This is a genomic window from Rhizobium sp. BK377 (assembly GCF_014193935.1).
Taxonomy (GTDB): Bacteria; Pseudomonadota; Alphaproteobacteria; order Rhizobiales; family Rhizobiaceae; genus Rhizobium.
Genome location: NZ_JACIAC010000008.1, coordinates 215,376 through 232,585, shown reverse-complemented (window position 1 = coordinate 232,585; position 17,210 = coordinate 215,376). Strand labels below are relative to the sequence as shown.

Below are 17,210 nucleotides of genomic sequence, written 5' to 3'. Positions count from 1 at the left end.
TCATAAACGGATTGGTAACGCTGAACCGGTAGTTTTCCAAGACAGCCGGTTACGCAGTAGGGGGCGCGTGACCCGCCGAACGTCCAAAATGCAAGCGAAGAGTGGAATAGTGTCAAGGTCAATTTCCTCCGTATCATCGCCACGGTCTGCCGGTTTCCTCGCAAAGGTGCTGACGATCCTTTCGATGGCTATCGCGGTCGTCGCGGTCGACTCGGTCAATGCCGAAGCGGAAGCTGCAAATCCGAAATATGCCGGTATCGTCGTCGATGCACGGACGGGAAATGTTCTCTACAGCGAGAATGCCGACCGTCTGCAGTATCCGGCGTCGCTCACGAAGATGATGACGCTTTACATGACTTTCGAGGCGCTCGAGCAGGGCCGCATTCGCCTCGATACGCCTGTCCCCTTCTCCGCTCACGCTGCAGCCCAAGCGCCGACCAAGCTTGGTGTACGCGCCGGCGGCACGATCACTGTCGAACAGGGTATCCTCGGCCTTGTGACGCTGTCTGCCAATGATGCGGCAACGGCGCTCGGCGAAATGCTCGGCGGTTCGGAAGATCGCTTCGCGCAGATGATGACGGCCAAAGCGCATGCGCTCGGTATGACGCGCACCACCTATCGCAATGCCAATGGCCTGCCGAACACCGCGCAGATGACGACGGCTCGCGATCAGGCTCGCCTCGGCATCGCCCTTCGTCAGCATTTCCCGCAATATTACGGTTATTTCTCCGCGCGTGCCTTCAAGTTCGGCAACCGCGTGATCCGCAGCCATAATCGCCTGGTGGGTTCCGTCCGCGGCGTCGATGGCATCAAGACCGGCTACACCCGCGCTGCCGGCTTCAATCTGGTCAGCTCCCTGCAGGTCGATGGCAAGTCGATCGTCGGCGTGGTTCTCGGCGGTGCCTCCACCCCTGCCCGCGATTCGCAGATGCGCACGCTGCTCGCCACCTATCTGCCGAAGGCCTCCGCCAGTGGCGGGATGCTCGTCGCCCAGTCGAAGCCAATGCCTGAGATGATCGAAACGCCTGCGCCGGTTTCTCCTGCCAAGGTCGCCCAGTTGACGGAAAAGAAAACGATCGCCGCCAACCAGTCGCCGGTCACGGCAGCCGCTGCCGATGTCGGCCTGCCGCCTAAGGGTCCGCTTCCGGACAGCCGTTATCGGACGGCAAGCACGGAAGTTGCCTATGCGGAAACCGCCGCACCCAAAACGGACAATCCCTTGCTGACGCAGCCGATGCCGTCTCCGACCAGGGTTAAGACGGTCGCGATCAAGCAGCAGCAGGAACAGGCTTCCTTCGCCGTGCCGACGCCGGCACCCGCCTATATGCCGCCGGAACAGGGCGACACCTCCGTCGACGAGCTGACGACGGCCTCCACCAAGGCAGCTCCTGCAAAGGAAGTTGCCGCGAGGGAAATGCCGCAGCCATCTGGCTGGGTCGTACAGATCGGCGTCTCCTCGAACCGTGAAACGGCGATGGACCTTCTGGCAAACGCCAAGGCCAAAGGCGGCAAAGCGCTGAGCTCCGCCAAGCCTTTTGCCGTCGCCTACGGCAATGGAGGCGACCAGATCTACCGCGCCCGCTTCGGCGGCTTCGATGAGCAACGTGACGCGGTCAACGCCTGCAAGGCCCTGAAGAAGGCCGGTGTCAAGTGCTGGGCAGCCGCCCAATGAAATATCTGGCGCTGCCTATGACTGATTTGGCAGCACCCCTGTCTGCCGGCTGTGGTGTTCGCGCCGCCGGCAGTCGATCCTAGTTCGATTTGTATTGCGTACGAGGAAGATGATGTCGATCAACGAGAATATTCCAAATGCGCCTGCCGGCCGCCGAGCGGTCAACAAGGGCCGCTCTGGTTTGCATCCGCTGCACGAAGCAGCGCTGCGTCTTGCCGAAATTGGCCTGCAGCGCCCTAAGGCAAGATCGCCGAAGACCCGTGATCTCATCAACCTGCTGCTGTGCCACGGTGCGCGCGCGTGGCGCTACTCGCAGCCGGAAGCGCATATCCATTTGCACATCACGTCGCCCGAGGGCAATTCGCCGGTCATTCTGCGACTGCGATAAGGTGCACGAAAAGCCCTATAGCAATCCGAGTTCAGAAAGCTCGCGGCGAAGATCCGCGGGCATTTCCGCAATGCCTGCGCCAAGACTGTGGAGATCGCGCGGCACGTCCTCATCCGGATAATAGCGCCAGCCCTGGAAGGCGCGCTTTGGCTGGACCGAGGTTTCGACCACCTCCGGACCGAGTACCAGATGGCAGCGGCCGATCCCTTCTCCATCTGTAAATGTCTTGATGTCTAGGATCTTTTGCCGGGCCTGCACCTGCCCCTTGATCACCCAATAGAGTGAACCGCCGTCGAGCAGCTCTTCCACGCGCTTCGGTACCATGCGGGTCGTATGGACCGAGTGTGGCTCCATTCCGGCAGCAATGGCGCGCAGCGAGCGCTCGGCGACCCATTCGCGCAGGTCTTCGATCGAGTCGCAGCCGACGCAGAGCTTGATGAGATTTAGTGCCATGCTGCCGTTGAAATCCTTTTGATCGGCAGCGTCAAGCGGCTAAAGCATGTCGCGCAAAAGTGTACCGCGGTTTTGCGTCAACGACATGCGTTAAACAAAGCATGTCGAGCAAAAGTGTATCGCGGTTTTGCGATACGGGATGCGTAAAACAAAGAGCCGAAGCAACGGCGTCCACAAACTCAGCATTCGACGACGTTGACGGCAAGGCCCCCAGTCGAGGTTTCCTTATACTTCTCGCTCATGTCGTAGCCCGTCTGGCGCATTGTCTCAATACAGGCATCGAGCGGCACGAAATGCTGACCGTCGCCCTTCACTGCGAGGGATGCGGCCGTGACTGCCTTCACCGCACCCAACGCATTGCGCTCGATACAGGGAACCTGCACCAGGCCGGCGATCGGATCGCAGGTCATGCCGAGATGGTGTTCGAGCGCGATTTCCGCGGCATTTTCGATCTGGGCCGGCGTGCCGCCCATGACGGCTGCGAGGCCTGCGGCTGCCATGGCGGCGGCTGAACCGACCTCGCCCTGACAGCCGACTTCTGCGCCCGAGATCGACGCATTGTGTTTGATGATGCCGCCGATCGCCGCTGCCGTCAGCAGATAGTCGTGGATTCCGTTCTGGTCCCAGTCCTCATGGAAATGCTCATAGTACCGGATCGTCGCGGGGATGACGCCCGCCGCGCCATTGGTCGGCGCCGTCACCACGCGCCCGCCCGCGGCATTCTCCTCGTTGACCGCCATCGCGTAGACGCTCAACCAGTCGTTGGCGAGCAACGGATTGATCCGGTTGCTGCGCCACTCCTCCTGCAGCTTGTCGTGAATATGCTTGGCGCGGCGTCTGACGTTGAGGCCGCCGGGCATGACACCTTCGACCTTCAGTCCACGCTCGATGCAGGCGCGCATCGCTTCCCAGATGCTGTCGAGGCCGGCATTCAGTTCTTCGCGGCTGCGTTGGCTTTCCTCATTGGCGCGCTTCATCTGCGCGATGGTCAGACCGGACCGTTCGGCCATTTCCAGCATCTGCTTGGCGCTGGCGAAGGGATAGGGCACCTTGTAACTGCCCTGGGATGCCTTTTTGCGCGCCCGCATCTGCTCCAACTCGGTATCGGTGACGACGAAGCCGCCGCCGACGGAATAATAGATGCGCTTGACGAGAAGCCGACCGTCCTTGTCATAGGCGGAAAAGCTCATGCCGTTGGCGTGACCCGGCAGCGGCTGCTTCTTGTCGAAGATCAGGTCCGTTTTCGGCCGGAACTGGTAGGCTGGATGCCCCTCGGGCGTGATTCGGCCGCTCTTTTCTACCTCGTCGATGATCGCATCCATGCGATCCGGATCGACCTTATCGGGCGCCTCTCCCATCAGTCCGAGGATGACGGCCCTGCCCGTTCCATGGCCTATTCCCGTATGGGCGAGGGAACCGTGCAGGCTGACCTTGATGGCTGCCACCTGCGCGCCTGTGGAAGGACGCGGCCATTCGTTGGACAGAATGAGCTCAAGGAACCGGTTGGCAGCCGTCATCGGCCCCATCGTGTGCGAACTCGACGGCCCGACACCGATCTTGAACACATCGAATACCGAAAGAAACATGGAAGCGCCTTTTAAATTTCACGATGCAGACTATGCGAGCCCGATTTCGCATCCGCGTGGCGGACCGACATCGCCTTGAACCGGTGCGACATCCGGCCGGACACTAGTTCGAAGTGGGCCAATTTGCCAGTCGTTCTCATCTTGCCGGTCATTGCAGCAATCACATGCATATGTAGAGTGGCCGCGTTTGATGCGGGAAATGAATCACTGATGATGACGACGGCGGATTATATCGCGCTTGCCTTCTTTATCTTTATCTGGATGGGCTATTCTTGGCTGCTGCACGGCCAGACTTTCTTCGGGCGCACGAGCCTGACCCATGCCATGGCGGAGCGAAGGCGCGAATGGATATATAATTCTCTGCGCCGCGATTTGAAGATGATCGACACCCAGATCATGGCCGGGCTGCAGAACGGCACGGCCTTTTTCGCCTCCACATCCATCTTCGCGGTAGGAAGCTGTTTTGCCTTGCTCGGTGCGACGGAAAAGGTGGATGCGGTCTTCGCCGATCTGCCTTTCGTCTTCCACAGCGGCCATGCGGTCTTTGAGATGAAGGTCGGCGGCCTCGCTGCCCTCTTCGGCTACGCCTTCTTCAAATTCGGCTGGTCGTACCGGCTCTTCAACTATTGCACCATTCTCTTCGGTGGCATTCCGATGGTGCATGATACGGAAAAGGACGTGATCGCCGCCGAGCGCGCAGCAGAGCGTGTCATTCGCATGAATGTCATCGCAGGCGGCCATTTCAACGAGGGTCTTCGGGCGATTTTCCTGTCCATCGGTTATCTCGGCTGGTTCATCAACCCTTATGTTTTTATGGGGACGACGGCGATGGTCATTGTGGTCCTGACCCGCCGGCAATTCTTTTCGGAAGCGCGCCTCGCCATCATGGACGCCAATCCGCCACCAAATCTCCACCTTTCTGCTGTTCAGCGCGACAAGCCGTCGGCGAGCGACGGCGACGAACTGTCCGGGGGATTGTGAATGATAGTGTCGGCAACGGAAGCGGCGGCTGGTGCAAAAACGCCGCGCGTCGGCCTCGTGGATACGGCGCGGGGTGCCGCGCTCATTGCGATGGCAACCTATCATTTCAGCTGGGATCTGGAGTTCATGGGCTATCTGCAGGCCGGAACGGCCGAGACCGGCTGGTTGAAGATCTATGCCCGGGCGATCGCCACCACCTTCCTCTTCATCGTCGGCGTCAGCCTGGTGCTTGCCAGCCGGCCGGACATGCGCTGGCGTGCCTTCTGGAAGCGTTTTGGCATGATCGCCGGTGCGGCCGTGGTCATATCGGCTGCGACCGCCTACTTCGTGCCTGGCGAATGGATCTATTTCGGCATCCTGCATTCCATCGCAATTCTGAGCCTCATCGGCGTGGTCTTCCTGCGCCTGCCCTTGCCGGTGACGCTGCTTGCCACGCTTACGCTGTTCGTCGCCTGGATCGCCGATGCCTTCGTGATGCCGGGCGTGCTGGATTCGCACCTGTTCGACCCGAAATATCTGGCCTGGCTCGGCTTTGCGGCGACACCTGACCGGTCGAACGATTTTGTGCCGCTCTTTCCCTGGGCTATCCCCTTCCTCCTCGGCATGGGCTTGGCGCGCCTCGCCTTCCGCACGAACCTGCCCCTGCGGCTGGCCGCGTTAGGCACGGGTCGGACATGGTTTGCGCGCCTCGGCCGCCACAGCCTTGCCTTCTACCTCATCCACCAACCGGTGCTGATCGCCATTGCCTATGGCCTGACCTTTATCGTTGCACCGCCAAAGCCTGATCCGGCGGCGACCTATCTGCGCCAGTGCAATACCTCCTGCACGGTCGAGCAGGGCGAAGCGCTCTGCCGCAGCTTCTGCCAGTGCACGCTCGATAAGCTGCAGGCGCAGCAACTCTTCACACCGTTCCAAGCTGGCGAGGTCAAGGCGGATGATGAGCGGATCATGGCGCTTGCCAGCCAGTGCAGCGCCGAAATAGAGCCAGCGCCGCAGTCACAGCCCGTGCCTCAGCAATAATCAGGTGGTGACGCCGATTTCGGCGAGGCGGCCAAGGCAGGCCTCCTCGATATTGTCGAGCTCGGTGATCGTCTCATCGATATCCTTGCGCTTCTGGCGCAGGTCTTCGCGCTTCTCGTCGACGCGCTTCATCAGAAGCTTAAGCTGGCCGAGCTCGCCCGGCGGCTCCTTGTAGACCTGAATGATTTCGCGGATTTCGGCAATGGTGAAGCCGATGCGCCGGCCGCGCAGGATTTCCTGAATGAGACGCCGGTCGGCGGGCCGAAAAAGCCGGGTGCGACCGCGGCGCTCCGGATGGATCAAACCCTCGTCTTCATAGAAGCGAAGCGTGCGCGTCGACACTCCGAATTCGCGCGTCAGCTCCGTTATGGTATAATACTTATTCACTAGCATCTCATCCCCGGTCATTGACCCGGCATAATATTGACTTTTACGTAATAGTCAATTTCCGCATCTGTTCAGATGCCGAACCACCATGTCGCGATGCCGAGGAAGGCGAAGAAGCCGGTGCAGTCGGTCACGGTGGTGACGAAGACGGATGAGGCGATCGCCGGGTCTGCGCCCATCTTGTCGAGCAACAGCGGCAGCAGGATGCCGGCAAGCGCCGCCGCGATCAGATTGATGATCATTGCCGCGCCGATGACGGCGCCAAGCTGGTAGTTGTGGAACCAGGTGCCCGCGATCACGCCCAGCAGCAAGGCAAAGAGCATGCCGTTCAAAATGCCGACACCCGCCTCTCTGCGGATGATGCGACCGGCATTATAGATATCGAGATCGCGGGTCGCGAGCGCGCGCACGGTGACGGTCATCGTTTGCGTACCGGCATTGCCGCCCATGGAGGCGACGATCGGCATCAGCACGGCAAGCGCGATCATCTTCTCGATTGAACCATCGAAGAGACCGATGACGCTGGCAGACAGCATCGCCGTGCCGAGATTGATCAAGAGCCACAGGAAGCGCGAGCGCACGGTCGAGATCACATTGTCGGAGAGTTCTTCGTCGCCGACACCGCCGAGACGCTTGATGTCTTCGTCCGCTTCTTCATGGATCACGTCGACGACGTCGTCGATGGTGAGCACGCCGACGAGGCGTTCGTTCTCGTCGACGACGGCAGCCGAAAGAAGGTCATACTGTTCGAAGAGCTGGGCCGCCTCTTCCTGGTCCATCTCGGCGGGTATCGGATGGTTCGTTTCCCGCATGATGTTTTCGATCTTCATCTGTCGCTTGGTGCGTAGGATCTGGTCGAGATCGACGGCGCCGAGCAGCTTGAAGGTCGGATCGATGACGAAGATCTGTGAGAAGGAATAGGGCAGATCCTCTTCGTCGCGCATATAGTCGATCGTCTGCCCCACCGTCCAGAATGGCGGCACGGCCACGAATTCCGTCTGCATGCGACGGCCGGCAGAGCTTTCGGGATAATCGAGGGCGCGGCGAAGGCGAACCCGCTCCGTAAACGGCAGCTGCGCGAGAATTTCTTCGCGGTCTTCCTGATCGAGATCTTCGAGAATGTAGACGGCGTCGTCCGAATCCAGTTCGCCGATGGCAGCCGCGATCTGCTCGTTCGGCATCTGATCGACGATCTCGCGGCGGATCGTCTCGTCCACCTCGGTCAGCGCCGTCATATCGAAATCGTCGCCGAGCAGGCGCACCAGCGCCAGGCGCTGATCCGGCTGGATCGATTCCAGGAGGTCGCCTATTTCCGATTCGTGCAGGCGCGCGACGTTCTGGCGCAGAAACAGCGTGTCGCGATCGGCGATGGCAGCACCCAGGCGCGCCAGGAAATCGCTGCGCACGTTGCCGTCTTCGTTATAGATATCGACGTCTTCGTCTGCTTGACGTTTGCGATTGCGGTCTTCCGTGTCGGTCGTCGTCATAGGCCGCCCTCGCATCCTTATTTGATTTCAAAGACTATCGAGCCGCGTTCGAGAATGTCGGCTGAAAATGCATTGTCAACAAGCGGATAAGTGAATTCCGCCCTGCCCTTGCGGCCGCCGGAATCCTCATTGACCAGCTAACCGAAAGCCCTTCTGCCGTAAAGCGCAAACCCTTGCTTTCTGATGACAATGCCTGCGGTCGGCTATAGTTTCCGCTGCCATCTGTCGAAAGGAAGCTTAGCTGTGCCGATCCGCCCGATTCTCCGCTATCCGCATCCCGGCCTGAAGACGGTCTGCGCGCCGGTGAGCTCGTTCGATTCTGCCCTGTCTGAGCTTGCCGACGATCTGCTACAGACGATGCGCGCGGCACCCGGCGTCGGCATCACCGCTGCCCATGTCGGCGTCTTCCAGCGCTTGACGGTACTGGAGCTCGACAAGGCGGACGGCGTGCGCATCTACGCCAATCCAGAGATCACGTGGTTTTCGGATGAGACGATGGTTCATCTGGAAGGCAGTGTCTCGATGCCGGGTGCAACGGATGAGGTCATCCGGCCGAGGGCGGTTCGTTTTCGCTACCAGGATCTGGATGGCCATCAGCATGAAGAAGAGGCCATCGGCTTCCTCGCCATCTGTATCCAGCATGAAGTCGACCAACTCGACGGCATTTTCTGGCTGCAGCGCCTGTCGCGGCTGAAGCGGGACCGGCTGATCAGGAAATGGGAAAAGACGAAAAGCTGAGGCTCGCGCCACTATCGGGCGAACCAATGGCACCCTTCCGACGTTTGCCTTGCAGTGAAACCGGAAGGAGACAGAAATGCCTCGCATTAACGACAAGTCCCCGCTTTCCCGCGAGGAAGACTACCGCGACTTCGAAGAGCGCAATCTGGACGATGGCTGGCCCTATGCCGACGGTAGCGGCGCCAAGGCTGACGGCAGTGAAAACCGTGCTTATGGCGAAACCTCGGCCAATTTCGACCGCGACCGCAACAGCGGTTTCCGCATCGATGGCACCGACGAGGACGGTAATGAAAACCGCCTGAAGGATTCGCTCGAGCCTGATACGATCGACCGCGACGAAAGCGACGACCTCGAAGTCCGCGTGACCGAGAACCTGGAGAACATCCCCGACGTAGATATCGACAGTGTGGAAGTTCACGCCGACGGTCATACAGTGACGCTGGAGGGTTCGGTCGAAACGATCGGCATTGCCCGCAAGGTCGAACTTGGCGCCCTGTCGGTAGACGGTGTCCATCATGTCCGAAACCACCTGCGGACGACCGGTGTCGATGCTCATATCCCGAACGAGGATTGAGGCTGAAAAACACAAAGTTGCCGCATTTCAAACCCGGAAAGCGATCTGCTTTCCGGTTTTATGTCTCTAAAATTACAAATAGTTAATCAATTAAAGATTGCAGAATTGTCATATTGGCGAAAGTGCTGACGTCTCAGGCGATTATCTGTGCCGCTAAGGTAACGCACCTCTCAAGAGCATTGACAAATATGTGATTTCATTTGGACAAAACGTCGCAAGATCGCCGTCAACTTTCTCACAAAATTGCCCAAATTGGGGAGCGGACTCGACCTTGCCGAGGGTTGGTTCTGTGTTGTTGAATTCAACAACAGATTGAGGAGATAGACTCATGCGTATGAAAATCGCTGTCGCCGCCACCCTGTTTGCCGTCAGCATGGCAAGTGCTGCTTTCGCGGCGCCGAAATATATGGACGATTATTCCAACGATGGTGACGGCCTCTACCCGACGCCGGTCGCGCCGGCAAAGCCCGTCCACTATCCGACTCATGTTTCCCCCCCGGCCTATTCCAGCGACTACACGAATGACAGCGACGGTTTCGCACCGGCCGCGATGGCCAAGCCCGCGAAAGTCGATAACACCGCGACTGCCAGTATCAGGCCGCTTCCGGATTGCCACAGCATGATCGGCCCAAAGGGCTCGCACCAGAAAGGTGCAGATAGCGGTGCAAGCCGCACGGAAGCATGCCGCGCAACGCATTGAGATGTTCTGAAAAAAGGGCCGGCTTCCGGCCCTTTTCTCTTGTAAATTCAATGTTCAGCGCGGCGTAATCCACACCTCGGACAAGCTTTTAAAAAAAACTGTCACATCGCGCTTGTGTCCGTCAGAGGCTTTTGCTACATGCTGCCTCGCCGACGCAAATCGGCCTACCACGATGCGGTCGTGGCGGAATTGGTAGACGCGCAGCGTTGAGGTCGCTGTGGGGCAACCCGTGGAAGTTCGAGTCTTCTCGACCGCACCAAAGAAACCCGCTTCGGCGGGTTTTTTCTTTTCTAGCCAAGGGTTTAGTTCTTTAACAGATAAGCCCTTGCCTCAGGACGCAAGTCCCTTCCCGCCAATGCCGCCCCTCGTGAGTATCAGAACAAAGCTGCTGGCGCCGGCTGCAATTCTGATGCGCAATCTGCCGCTTGACTTCCATCTGGAATTGAGAACATGAATGGAACGCTTGAGGGGTTCAGGGGTGTTCATTTCATGAAGATCATTTCTATCATCGATTTTTGACGTGTCGCTAAGGGACTAGCGTCCCGCTGATGCCGGTTCATGCGCGAGTAGTGCATGCTCACCGACGATCCAGTCTTTGTCACACATTCGAACGCAAGCCGCGCATTCGGCTTGGCGTTTATCTTCGCTCTGCCTGCGCAACTGCATAGCATAAACGATTGAGGGACCGCATGACATCGGAAGATCGTTATGAATACGTCAAGGGAGGCGTAGCACTCGCGATTCTCGGAACCCTTGTTGTCGGCGTTTACATCGATTCGCTATATCGCGGCGATACGGAGACGGCGGCCTACAAGACAGTCGATGATTGCCTTAAGGACAACAAGTTTGGTCCTGACGACTGCAGAAACAGCTTTGCGATCGCTCGCGATGAACATCTGAAAAGTTCCCCTTCCTACGATAAACGTGAGGATTGCGAGGAGGAATTCGGCGACGGTCGTTGTGAGCAAACCTCTTCTGTCCATACGACCGGGGGAGGACATTTCAGCCCTTATTTCGGCGGGTATCTGATTGGTCAGCCCGACAAGACGGTGAACGGCGTCTACTATCCGGCTGTACCCGCATCGGCGCTGTACGAGAGCCGCCACGTTCCGGGTTTCGTGGATGCTCGGGGCATTCTGGTTACCAACAAGGCCGGGGGCTTCAAGATGGCCTATCAATCCGCCGCTCACGATAAGCCTCCCGCCCTCACGACCACGCTTGCCCGCTCCGGTTTTGGAGCGCGCCACTTTTCCGCATCTTGAGGCGCCGAAATGAAGCGTATCGCGATAGGTGAAAGGCCGGACTGGGCGCAGAAACTCGAGGCGCTCGATTTCACCATCCACCACATGTATGGCGAGCTCTATTGGGATGAGCGGCACGCCTACCAGTTTACGCTCGGGCAGATCGAAGACGATCTGGAAGACCCGACCAACGACATCCTCCAGCTCTGTTACAAGGCGGTCGACTGCATTTGCGCCGATCCCGCATTGATGACGCGCATGGCGATCCCGGCCGTATTCCATGAGGCAATCCAGCGGTCCTGGAAATGGTCCGATCGCGATATCTACGGCCGCTTCGATTTGCGCTACGACGGCAAGAGCCCGGCAAAGCTCTTCGAATTCAATGCCGATACGCCGACCTCCCTCTTCGAAAGCGCCGTCCTCCAGTGGGAATGGCTCCAGGATATGAAGCAATCGGGCCGGCTGAATGCAGATGCCGACCAATTCAATTCGATCCATGAAAAGCTCATTGCTGCTTTCCAGTATTTCAAGAATGCCAGCGACAGCGGCGTTTTCCATTTCGGCTGTATTACCGACAATGAGGAAGACTACCTCACGACCAAATATCTTGCCGATGTTGCCTTCCAGGCGGGCTTCGAAGTGGTGCTGCTCGATATGGGGGAGATAGGCATCGATCCAGAGAATTGGTTCACCGATCTGGAGGGCCGCCGGATGGAGAATCTCTTCAAGCTCTACCCGCTGGAATTCATGGTGTACGAGGATTTTGGCGCTCATCTCATCTCCACGCCCACAAAGATCCACGAGCCGCTTTGGAAGATGACGTTATCGAATAAGGGCCTCCTCCCCGTCCTCTGGGAAATGGCGCCCAACCATCCGAACCTGCTGCCCGCCTATTTCGCCGACGACCCGCAGGCGCTTCGTCTGGAAAACGCCGTCAAAAAACCGCTCCTGTCGCGCGAAGGCGCAAACGTCACGTTGACGTCGGGGGAAACGATAATCGAGGTGGACGGCGAATATGGCGAAGAGGGCTACATCCTGCAGGAAACCTGCCTGCTTCCCCAATTCGGCGATGACTATGCCGTCATCGGCTCCTGGGTCGTCGCCGGCGAAGCCTGCGGCATCTGCATCCGCGAGGACAAATCGCCTATTACCCAGAACCTCTCCCGCTTCGTCCCGCATTTCATTATGGATTGATTGCGCAGGCGCCTGCGTCTCCAGGATGGCTGACAGCCGCAAAGAGCGATTGAATCGCTCTTCGCCCAAGTCCATATAGAAGCCCGCGCCCGCCCTTTCCATTTTTGCGGATTGCGCCAAGGACTGCCATGCTACGCACCGATCTCGATTTTTCCATGCTCCCGAAACTCGGCTCACGCCCCGTACGCTGGCGCATCTCAGACGGGCTCGTTCCCTATCAGGAAGCGGTGGAGACGATGGAGCGGGAAGTCGCAGCGATTTCAGAAGGCGGCGACGAACTCGTCTGGCTGCTGGAGCATCCGCCGCTTTATACGGCCGGCACCAGCGCCGATGCCAAGGATCTCGTCCAGCCGGATCGTTTTCCGGTCTTCGCCACCGGCCGCGGCGGCGAATACACTTATCACGGCCCCGGCCAGCGTGTCGCCTATGTCATGCTCGACCTGAAGCGGCGCAGGCAAGATGTTCGCGCCTTCGTCGCTGCGCTGGAAGAGGTCATCATCCGCACGCTCGCTTCGATGAATGTGCGCGGTGAGCGGCGCGAGGATCGTGTCGGCGTGTGGGTCCGCCGGCCGGAGAGACCCTTGCTGCCTGACGGCACCATGGCGGAAGACAAGATCGCAGCACTCGGTATCCGCCTGCGCAAATGGGTGACCTTCCACGGCCTGTCGCTCAACGTCGATCCTGATCTCGATCATTTCGGCGGCATCGTGCCCTGCGGCATCTCTGCCTATGGCGTCACCAGCCTCGTCGATCTCGGCCTGCTCGTGACGATGGTCGACGCCGACATCCGCCTGCGCGCCGCTTTCGAAGAGATCTTCGGCGAAACCGTCAACGATACAGCACTCTGTCCCTGATCGCCGTCCTTGATTGCCCGGGCTTCCTGTGGTTGATGACATCATCCGCAAGAAACAGCCGTCATGTCCGAATCTCCCTCCACCCAGAATCCCCTCCAGGGCATGGCCATCATGGCCGGTGCCATGGCCATCCTGCCGACGATGGATGCGATCGCCAAATATATGGCGACCTTCGAAGACATGTCGCCCGGACAGGTAACCTTCTACCGCTTCTTCTTCCAACTCGTCTGCACCCTGCCGATCCTCTTTGCCATGTTCGGCACACGGGCGCTGTCGGCCAAGCGGCCATGGATGAACCTGCTGCGCGGCGCGCTGCATGGTGCGGCGAGCCTGCTCTTCTTCGTCGCCGTCAAATACATGCCGCTCGCCGATGTCTTCGCCATCTATTTCGTCGAGCCCTTCATGCTGGCGGCGCTCTCGGCGCTGTTCCTCGGCGACAAGGTCGGCTGGCGCCGCTGGATGGCAATCGTCGTCGGTTTCGGCGGCGCCATGATCGTCATTCAGCCGAGCTATGAGATCTTCGGCCTGAAGGCGCTGCTGCCAGTCTTCTGCGCCTTCCTCTTCTCGCTCTATCTCTTCCTCAATCGCGCCATCGGCGAGGCGGATTCGCCGCTGACCATGCAGACTATGTCAGGCATCGGCGGCACAATCTTCATGGCGGGCGCAATGTTTGTCGGAAGCAGCCTCGGCAATGCCGACTTCACGCCTTCCCTGCCCGCCTCCTGGCTCGGCCTCGTCCTGCTGCTGATCCTCGGCACGATCTCGGGCTATGCGCACATGCTGGTCGTTAAGGCTTTCCGGCTTGCGCCGCTCTCGCTGCTTGCGCCATTCCAGTATTTCGAGATCATTTCGGCGACTGTGCTCGGCTACGCTCTCTTCGGCGATTTTCCGAACGTTTCCAAATGGATCGGCATCGCCATTATCGTCGCATCGGGGCTTTTTATCATCTGGCGCGAGCGTTTGCAGGCACGATCATTAAAATCCGCATGAAATGCCGCATCTGCGGTTAACTCTCCTTCTTGAGGGATCTTCAATCCGGTATCGATAAAATCATTTCCGGCTTCATGATGAAGTCTGGAGATAAAACATGAGTGAGTTCCGTCTCGCTTTTCCGGCGTGTGTCATCGCCGGTAAGCATCGGCTTACGGCCGAAGACATAGTGCTGCTGCGCAAACACACCTTTCCGGAGGGAATCCGGACATCCGATCATGTCGTGGTGATGTTGGCGCTCAATAGTTCCTGCCCCGAAAAATGCGCCGAATGGAACACGTTCTTCATTGAACAGCTGGCAGGCTTCATCGTCGATTACACCTATCCGCAGGGCTCGCTGGACGAGATCAACGTTGCATGGATCATGCGCATGTTCACGACCGACGGCGTCGTCAATTCCGCGCTCGAGCTCGAGCTCATCCTGCACGTCATGGAACTCAGCGCCCACGTGCCCGATGAGCTGCGTGCCCTGGCGCTCGATCAGCTCCGCTTGGCGCTATCAGAGGATCTCGGCGGCTACAAACTGACCCGCGCCACCGACCGCAAAAGCATCACCCGGCAGGATGTGGATTACCTGATGCGTGTTTTGAGAAACGTCAGCGAGGGCGGCGTCATCGGCGTATCGCCGGTCGAATATGGTGTGCTGCAGCGCATTGATGCGGTAACCCAGCCTGGCGCCAATCATCAGCGCTGGGGCGAGATCATGGCTTCGGTCGAGCTCAAGGATTATGGCCAGCCGGGACGCAGCCGCTGGCTGCGCATCATCGACGAAGAGCCGGTCGTCGCAGCCGCGGTTGCGTGACCTGCCGATATCTTCGTCCGTCCCTGATCCTTCAGCCCAATTGTGCGTTCCGGCTTTTTATGCGTAAAACTCCGGAACGCATTTCCTGGGTGGAGTCTCGATGTTCAAGAAAATCCTGATCGCGAATCGCGGCGAGATTGCCTGCCGCGTGATCAAAACCGCGCGCCGCATGGGCATTGCCACCGTTGCGGTCTATTCGGATGCGGATCGGGATGCCCTGCATGTCGAAATGGCCGATGAGGCCATCCATATCGGCCCTGCCCCGGCAGCCGAAAGCTATCTCGTCGCTGACAAGATCATCGCTGCCTGCAAGGAAACGGGAGCTGAAGCCGTGCATCCCGGCTACGGTTTCCTGTCGGAACGCGCCTCCTTCTGCGAGGCGCTGGAGAAACAAGGCATCATCTTCATCGGCCCGAAGCCCAAAGCCATCATGGCAATGGGCGACAAGATCGAATCGAAGAAATTCGCCAATGCCGCAAAGGTCTCGACCGTGCCCGGCCATCTCGGAGTCATCGAGAATGCGTCCCACGCTGAAAAGATCGCGGCCGAGATCGGTTATCCCGTGATGATCAAGGCGTCGGCCGGCGGCGGCGGCAAGGGCATGCGTATTGCCTGGAACGAAGCGGAAGTGCGCGACGGTTTCGACCGCGCCCGCTCCGAAGCCCAAAGCTCCTTTGGCGACGACCGCGTGTTCATCGAGAAATATGTGGTCGATCCGCGCCATATCGAAATCCAGGTTCTGGCGGATGCGCACGGCAATGTCGTCTATCTCGGCGAGCGTGAATGCTCCATCCAGCGCCGGAACCAGAAGGTTGCGGAAGAAGCGCCCTCACCCTTCCTCGATGAGAAGACCCGAGCCGCCATGGGCGCGCAGTCGGTGGCGCTTGCCAAAGCCGTCGATTACCAGAGCGCCGGCACGGTGGAATTCATCGTCGACCGCGACCGCAATTTCTATTTTCTGGAAATGAACACCCGCCTGCAGGTCGAGCATCCGGTGACGGAATTGGTGACCGGCATCGATCTCGTCGAGCAGATGATCCGCATCGCCGCCGGCGAAAAGCTGCCCTTCGCGCAGAAGGACATCAAGCTGAACGGCTGGGCGGTCGAAAGTCGCCTCTACGCGGAAGATCCCTACCGCAACTTCCTGCCTTCGATCGGCCGCCTGACGCGTTACCGCCCGCCGGCGGAAGGCCGCAACGGCGACGTGATCATCCGCAACGACACCGGCGTCTTCGAAGGCGCCGAAATCTCCATGTATTACGACCCGATGATCGCCAAGCTCTGCACATGGGCTCCGAGCCGTCTGCAGGCGGTGGACGCTATGGGCCAGGCGCTGGATGCCTTTGTGGTCGACGGAATCGAACACAACGTTCCCTTCCTCTCAGCGCTCATGAAGCATCCGCGCTGGCGCGAGGGACGCATTTCGACAGGCTTCATCGCCGAAGAATACCCCGATGGTTTTGTGCCGACGGCGCCAGACTCTTCGGAAGAGGCAGCCCTTGCCGCCATCGCGCTGTCCGCTTCCCTGGTTGATGCGATCAGGCGCGAAGGCTTCGCAGATCGTCTGCGCCACCCGAGTGGCCCGCTGCGCGAGGAATGGGTCGTCAAGATCGGCAGTATCTATGTGCCCGTCAAACTGATCGATGGCCTCGTCACCATTCCCTTCGAAATGGAAATGGAAGTCGGTGGCCGCACAGAAACCGTTGTCACCGATTGGAGACCGGGCGATCCGGTTTGGCACGGCAGGATCGCCAGCCGCCAAGTGACGGCGCAGATCCGCCCTGTTCTCAACGGCCTGCGCATCGATTGGCAGGGTCTGTCGGTCAAGGCCCGCGTCTTCACACCTCGCCATGCCGAGCTTGACCGTCTGATGCCCGTCAAGCTGCCGCCCGATACGTCCAAGCTGCTGCTTTGCCCCATGCCGGGCCTCGTCGTTTCCATTGCCGTCTCTGAGGGCCAGGAGATCAAGGCCGGTGAAACGCTTGCCGTCGTCGAAGCCATGAAGATGGAAAACGTGCTGCGTGCCGAGCGTGACCTCGTCGTCGGCAAGATCAAGGCCGCTCCCGGCGAGAGTCTCGCGGTCGATGCCGTCATCATGGAATTCGCCTGAAGCATCTACCCGAAAATCAGAACCGACGGTCTG

At 59.3% G+C, this 17,210-nt stretch carries 17 protein-coding genes and 1 tRNA gene; 14 read left to right on the top strand and 4 right to left on the bottom strand.

Features of this window, described 5'->3' with window-relative positions; translation table 11 throughout:
- The first annotated feature begins 88 nt into the window (after positions 1-88).
- Together FHT92_RS26515 and FHT92_RS26510 are read left to right on the top strand one after the other, a co-directional pair.
- Complete coding sequence (locus FHT92_RS26515) at positions 89-1,672, top strand: SPOR domain-containing protein (RefSeq protein WP_183830883.1); 1,584 nt, start codon at positions 89-91, stop codon at positions 1,670-1,672.
- A gap of 112 nt (positions 1,673-1,784) precedes the next feature.
- Positions 1,785-2,060: a hypothetical protein gene (locus FHT92_RS26510; protein ID WP_183830881.1), complete on the top strand. Its 276-nt coding sequence runs from the start codon at positions 1,785-1,787 to the stop codon at positions 2,058-2,060.
- Between the two features lie 15 nt (positions 2,061-2,075).
- Here the strand turns inward: FHT92_RS26510 and FHT92_RS26505 are convergent, their stop codons facing one another.
- Both FHT92_RS26505 and FHT92_RS26500 read right to left on the bottom strand, forming a co-directional pair.
- A complete protein-coding gene (locus tag FHT92_RS26505; protein WP_183747087.1) occupies positions 2,076-2,513 on the bottom strand; it encodes a DUF1489 family protein in 438 nt (145 codons plus the stop codon).
- Positions 2,514-2,692: 179 nt separating this feature from the next.
- Positions 2,693-4,099 carry an L-serine ammonia-lyase gene (locus FHT92_RS26500; protein ID WP_183830879.1) on the bottom strand — a complete coding sequence of 469 codons (1,407 nt, stop codon included), beginning with the start codon at positions 4,097-4,099 and terminating at the stop codon, positions 2,693-2,695.
- A gap of 213 nt (positions 4,100-4,312) precedes the next feature.
- Between FHT92_RS26500 and FHT92_RS26495 the strand changes: the two genes are divergently transcribed.
- Positions 4,313-5,080, top strand: a complete 768-nt coding sequence (locus FHT92_RS26495) for a DUF599 domain-containing protein (protein ID WP_183747603.1) — start codon at positions 4,313-4,315, stop codon at positions 5,078-5,080.
- On the top strand, positions 5,081-6,100 hold the full coding sequence (locus FHT92_RS26490) for a heparan-alpha-glucosaminide N-acetyltransferase (RefSeq protein WP_183830877.1): 1,020 nt from the start codon (positions 5,081-5,083) through the stop codon (positions 6,098-6,100).
- Here FHT92_RS26490 and FHT92_RS26485 read toward each other — a convergent pair whose 3' ends face one another.
- Together FHT92_RS26485 and mgtE are read right to left on the bottom strand one after the other, a co-directional pair.
- Entirely contained in the window at positions 6,101-6,493 is a 393-nt protein-coding gene (locus FHT92_RS26485; protein WP_007826104.1) for a MerR family transcriptional regulator, read from the bottom strand.
- A gap of 65 nt (positions 6,494-6,558) precedes the next feature.
- Positions 6,559-7,974, bottom strand: coding sequence for a magnesium transporter (mgtE, locus tag FHT92_RS26480; protein WP_183747079.1), 1,416 nt, complete (start codon positions 7,972-7,974; stop codon positions 6,559-6,561).
- Between the two features lie 243 nt (positions 7,975-8,217).
- Here mgtE and FHT92_RS26475 point away from each other — a divergent pair, with 243 nt between their 5' ends.
- The 10 genes from FHT92_RS26475 to FHT92_RS26430 all read left to right on the top strand — a co-directional run bounded on the left by FHT92_RS26475 (position 8,218) and on the right by FHT92_RS26430 (position 17,177).
- Positions 8,218-8,712, top strand: coding sequence for a peptide deformylase (locus FHT92_RS26475; RefSeq protein ID WP_183747076.1), 495 nt, complete (start codon positions 8,218-8,220; stop codon positions 8,710-8,712).
- Between the two features lie 76 nt (positions 8,713-8,788).
- Positions 8,789-9,286 carry a BON domain-containing protein gene (locus FHT92_RS26470; RefSeq protein WP_183830875.1) on the top strand — a complete coding sequence of 166 codons (498 nt, stop codon included), beginning with the start codon at positions 8,789-8,791 and terminating at the stop codon, positions 9,284-9,286.
- Between the two features lie 328 nt (positions 9,287-9,614).
- Positions 9,615-9,986: a hypothetical protein gene (locus FHT92_RS26465; protein WP_183747070.1), complete on the top strand. Its 372-nt coding sequence runs from the start codon at positions 9,615-9,617 to the stop codon at positions 9,984-9,986.
- A gap of 174 nt (positions 9,987-10,160) precedes the next feature.
- A tRNA-Leu gene (locus FHT92_RS26460) sits at positions 10,161-10,245 on the top strand.
- Between the two features lie 430 nt (positions 10,246-10,675).
- Entirely contained in the window at positions 10,676-11,248 is a 573-nt protein-coding gene (locus tag FHT92_RS26455) for a DUF1190 domain-containing protein (protein ID WP_183830873.1), read from the top strand.
- A gap of 9 nt (positions 11,249-11,257) precedes the next feature.
- A complete protein-coding gene (locus FHT92_RS26450) occupies positions 11,258-12,421 on the top strand; it encodes a glutathionylspermidine synthase family protein (protein ID WP_183830871.1) in 1,164 nt (387 codons plus the stop codon).
- Between the two features lie 128 nt (positions 12,422-12,549).
- Positions 12,550-13,275, top strand: coding sequence for a lipoyl(octanoyl) transferase LipB (gene lipB / locus FHT92_RS26445; RefSeq protein WP_183830870.1), 726 nt, complete (start codon positions 12,550-12,552; stop codon positions 13,273-13,275).
- Between the two features lie 63 nt (positions 13,276-13,338).
- Positions 13,339-14,265, top strand: a complete 927-nt coding sequence (locus FHT92_RS26440; protein ID WP_183830868.1) for a DMT family transporter — start codon at positions 13,339-13,341, stop codon at positions 14,263-14,265.
- Positions 14,266-14,362: 97 nt separating this feature from the next.
- Complete coding sequence (locus tag FHT92_RS26435; protein WP_183830865.1) at positions 14,363-15,067, top strand: hypothetical protein; 705 nt, start codon at positions 14,363-14,365, stop codon at positions 15,065-15,067.
- Positions 15,068-15,167: 100 nt separating this feature from the next.
- A complete protein-coding gene (locus FHT92_RS26430; RefSeq protein ID WP_183747052.1) occupies positions 15,168-17,177 on the top strand; it encodes an acetyl/propionyl/methylcrotonyl-CoA carboxylase subunit alpha in 2,010 nt (669 codons plus the stop codon).
- The last annotated feature ends 33 nt before the right edge of the window (positions 17,178-17,210 follow it).